This is a genomic window from Candidatus Neptunochlamydia vexilliferae (genome assembly GCF_015356785.1).
Classification (GTDB): Bacteria; Chlamydiota; Chlamydiia; order Chlamydiales; family Simkaniaceae; genus Neptunichlamydia; species Neptunichlamydia vexilliferae.
The window spans coordinates 1-3,989 of record NZ_JAAEJV010000092.1; the positions used below are offsets into that span (position 1 = coordinate 1).

Consider the following 3,989-nt stretch of genomic DNA (forward strand, 5'->3'; position numbering starts at 1 on the left):
TGGAAATGCTATTTCCTTATAGTCCCTCCATGGACGAAATTTTAGTAGCTTAAAAATGGTTAGGGGGGCTATTCAAATTTTTTATTCCGGGAATTGCTGCGTTAGCCCTGTTCTTCTATTAAAAAAAAGATCAATAGACTAAGATGAAATTAAGATGAGTGTATCAGATACGCAAAAGATTTCAGAAGAGAAGAATCAACCCTTCTTCAGCTTTCTTATTCAGAAGCTGAACTTTTTAACAGCAACAGGTGAGTACATTTTGCTCATTTGGGCGGTGATCGTTGCAACCGTTAAGCGCCCTCCAAGCTGGGCTCTTATCCGCGAGCAGCTCTATAACATTGGCGTATTATCGCTTCCTGTTGTCGCAATGACCGGGTTTTCGACAGGGCTTGTTTTGGCTGCGCAGTCTTTTTTCCAGCTGAGCGATAAGGGACTTGCGGGAGCAACGGGGCTGATGGTGGGCAAAGCGATGATCACCGAACTGGGACCTGTCCTTACCGCCTTTATGGTGACGGGACGGATCGGAGCGGCGATGTGCGCAGAACTGGGGACGATGCGGGTAACCGAACAGATCGATGCCTTAGAGTCGATGGCCGTTAACCCCCACCGCTATTTGATTTCTCCCCGCTTCATCTCGGGGATGTTTATGATGCCACTATTGACTGTTTTTAGCATCTTTATGGGGATCTTTGGAGGGTATTTGATCTCAGTCTTCTACTTTAAGATGCCGCCAACCACCTATTTCGATCCAATGCCGATCTACATCAGTAATTTTGACCTCCTGATCGGGATCGTTAAAGCCTTTGTTTTTGGGATCATCATCGTCACCATTTCTTGCTTTAAAGGGCTCAACACCTCGGGAGGTGCTGAAGGGGTGGGACGCGCAACGACAAATAGTGTGGTCATCTGCTATACCTTTATCCTCTTTGCCAACTTCCTCACCACCTTGGGGCTGAATATGCTCCAAAATGCGACGGGGTGGTTCTCATGATCGACATCCATAATCTTTGGAAAGCCTATGAGGGAAACCAGGTTTTGAGGGGGCTCACCCTCAAGGTCAATAAGGGAGAAACACTCGTCATCTTGGGACGCTCAGGGGTCGGAAAAAGTGTCCTTCTTAAACATATCATTGGGATCTCCCATGCCGATAAGGGACATATCGAGGTGGATGGGGTCCGGATCTCTGACTTGCAGGGAGAAGAGCGGTATGCCGCCACCCGCAACATGGGGATGCTCTTTCAAGGAGCAGCCCTCTTTGATTCGATGAGTATCGAGGAAAATACGGGCTTTTACCTCAACCAACATGAAAAATTGCCGAAAAGCGAGGTCCAAGATCGGGTCGATGAAGCCCTTACAATGGTTGACCTAGAGGGAACGCAAAAGAAAATGCCCTCGGAGCTTTCAGGAGGGATGCGGAAACGGGCAGGACTCGCCCGCCTCATCGTCTACCGCCCCGAGTATTTGCTTTATGACGAGCCAACGACGGGGCTCGACCCCATCACGGCGATGCAGATCAATGAGCTCATCGTCAAAACCCAAGAGGAGCTGAAGGCAACAAGTATCGTGGTCACCCACGACATTATCTCTGCCCTTTTCGTTGGAGATCGTTTAGCTCTTCATAAAGAAGGGCAAATCGCCTATATCGATGAACCAGCCCCCTTTTTAGAAATCGATGACCCCATTATTGCCTTTTTAAGGAGCCAAGTGAAGCACTCATGATCTGTCAATTTTTGGAAAATTTTTGCGAAGTTGGATATTTAAAACAAACTCACATACCCCTTAAGGGTAGGGTGTTTGTGTCAAATGCCCAAATGCATGAAAAGGGTCAAAAAGCGACCATCAGGAGTCTTGCACTTGGCTCCCACAGAAAAACAATTTCAGAGGATCCAAGGAAAAGAAGATGATTGATTACATGAAGAATATGCTCATTGGCCTTTTTGTGGTGGTGGCCTGCGCCCTTGTCATAGGGATCATCCTCTTTCTCGAGCCGAGTGTCGGCGACGGAAAAGAAAAGCTCATCGTCCGCTTCTCCAGTGTCAATGGTCTCTCCCTAGGAACGCGGGTCATGTTTGCCGGAAAGCCAATTGGAGAGGTGACCGCCATAAAGCAAATCCCCCATGCGCGCGAACAACCTACTGACGAGCTGGGTCAGGTCTACTTCTATCAGCTCATCCTCCACATCGACTCGAGCGTTAAGGTCTACAATACCGACGAGATCACCGTCCAAACCTCGGGCCTCCTTGGAGAAAAATCGATTGCGATCATTCCCCGTTCTCCTCCTAAAGGGGTGAAGCCAATGTTGATCACCTCCAAGACCCCGATCTATGCCGAGTCGGTTGACCCTATTGAAAGTGCCCTCAACGAACTTTCCCAGCTCTCCGATAGGGTTGAAGAGACCCTCAACAAAGTGGTCGCCTGGATCGACCAAAATGGACACGAGCTCGGTGCCGCCATCCGCTCCTTCGACGATGCGATGACCGAAGCATCGATTACCCTCGCTGAGGTGAACCAAAACCACCTCGTCGACAGCGTCAAACAAGGGGTCGACAACTTCTCCTCTGCGATGAAAGATGTCCACTTCGCCCTCGACCAAATGCATACCGATGACCTTTTCCACAACCTCGGCATCACGATGAAAAATGCCAAGAAGGTGAGCTACGAAGTGGTCAATGGTGAAGGAACCATCGGCAAGCTCTTTATGGATAAAGATACCTACCTCCGCGTGACCGCAGTCCTCAGCAAGTTCAATACAATGATGAACGATGTGAACCACTATGGCTTCCTCTTTAACCTCAACAAAGAGTGGCAACGGACCCGCCTGAAACAAGCAACGGTGCTCAATGCGCTCAATACCCCTGGGGACTTCCGCGATTACTTTAACAAAGAGGTCGACCTGATCAACACCTCGATGTCGCGCCTCTCGATGCTTGTCGAAAAAGCTGAGAACAACCCAGAGATGCTCGATTCGAAGGCGTTCCAAAAGGATTTTGCCGAGCTGATGCTCCGCTCCCAGGCTCTCTACGACAACCTGAAGCTCTACAATGAGCAACTCATGAATGCAGAAATGGCTCAGTAATTTGAGACACATACCTAAGCATGTTTAGTGTATTTTCAAGTTAACTCCCCTCTGTGTTCTCTGTGCTCTCTGTGGTTGCAAAAAAAATCGGAGACTATGCTCTTATTAACGGTTAACTTTGCAGACTTAGATTGCTACGTTTTACTAGAGAGTGTCGTCAAATTATCTCTGATGGAAGAGTTCTTTCTATGAGAGATCCCCAAGGCGCCCGATGGAGAGCGCCCCAAAGTGGGCTCTTGAAGCAGGGCAACGCTGGAGATTTCCATAGAAAGGGCTAAAACAGCAGCTAGAATTTGACGACACTCTCTAGGTTCTGTTGAGAAATTTAGGGCTAAGGGATTCAGAGGAGGTTTTCTTGAAACTTGCGATTTTTTTGCCGAATGTAAATAGTCGGGCGCTATTTTTGAGGCAAAAAAATCGCAAGTTTCTGAAAAGATCCCTGAAGACCTAGCAATAAATTTCGGCATGGTTCAATCGTGGGTAACACTTTTTGGTCTTATGAAAGGTGCGTCGGGGGCAAGCCCCCCGCTGCCCCCTTGAAGCCGTGGACACTTCACGACGCAGCTTTTCTTCGCCTTCGGCTCTGAAGCCGCGTAGGTTCAGTGTTTTTTTTTGTTAAGCTGAAAGTCAAACCAAAGCGAATATGGTAAGTGGCTAAAAAACTGAAAAAAGGAGACTTACTGCTTGGTAAAAGATGAGCGAGGTTTTCTAAAAAAAAACCTTTCCAGCGAACTGACATGGCTTCGGAGCCGAAGGCGAAGAAAAACCATGCGGTGAGCTGTCCGCGGCTTCAAAATGGCTCTGCAAAATCGCCCCGCACGAGGGGTGGAACAGTGCTTTGCACGGCCCCCCGAGAAGGGGCGATTTGGCTTGCCAGATTGAAGCTCAAGGGGGCAGCGGGGGGCTTGCCCCC

3 protein-coding genes are annotated in these 3,989 nt (G+C 48.8%); all 3 read left to right on the forward strand.

The genetic code is table 11. The annotated features are described in order from the left end of the window. Positions 1-154 precede the first annotated feature (154 nt). Positions 155-991: an MlaE family ABC transporter permease gene (locus tag NEPTK9_RS09115; protein WP_194848522.1), complete on the forward strand. Its 837-nt coding sequence runs from the start codon at positions 155-157 to the stop codon at positions 989-991. After that, positions 988-1,719, forward strand: a complete 732-nt coding sequence (locus NEPTK9_RS09120; protein WP_194848523.1) for an ABC transporter ATP-binding protein — start codon at positions 988-990, stop codon at positions 1,717-1,719. The genes NEPTK9_RS09115 and NEPTK9_RS09120 overlap by 4 nt, the downstream gene beginning before the upstream one ends. A gap of 181 nt (positions 1,720-1,900) precedes the next feature. Beyond that, complete coding sequence (locus NEPTK9_RS09125; RefSeq protein ID WP_194848524.1) at positions 1,901-3,076, forward strand: MlaD family protein; 1,176 nt, start codon at positions 1,901-1,903, stop codon at positions 3,074-3,076. The last annotated feature ends 913 nt before the right edge of the window (positions 3,077-3,989 follow it).

Excerpts from the sequence above, each read along its gene's own strand:
- NEPTK9_RS09115 (WP_194848522.1), top strand. The coding sequence starts at position 155 with ATGAGTGTATCAGATACGCAAAAGATTTCAGAAGAGAAGAATCAACCC.
- NEPTK9_RS09120 (WP_194848523.1), top strand. The coding sequence starts at position 988 with ATGATCGACATCCATAATCTTTGGAAAGCCTATGAGGGAAACCAGGTT.
- NEPTK9_RS09125 (WP_194848524.1), top strand. The coding sequence starts at position 1,901 with ATGATTGATTACATGAAGAATATGCTCATTGGCCTTTTTGTGGTGGTG.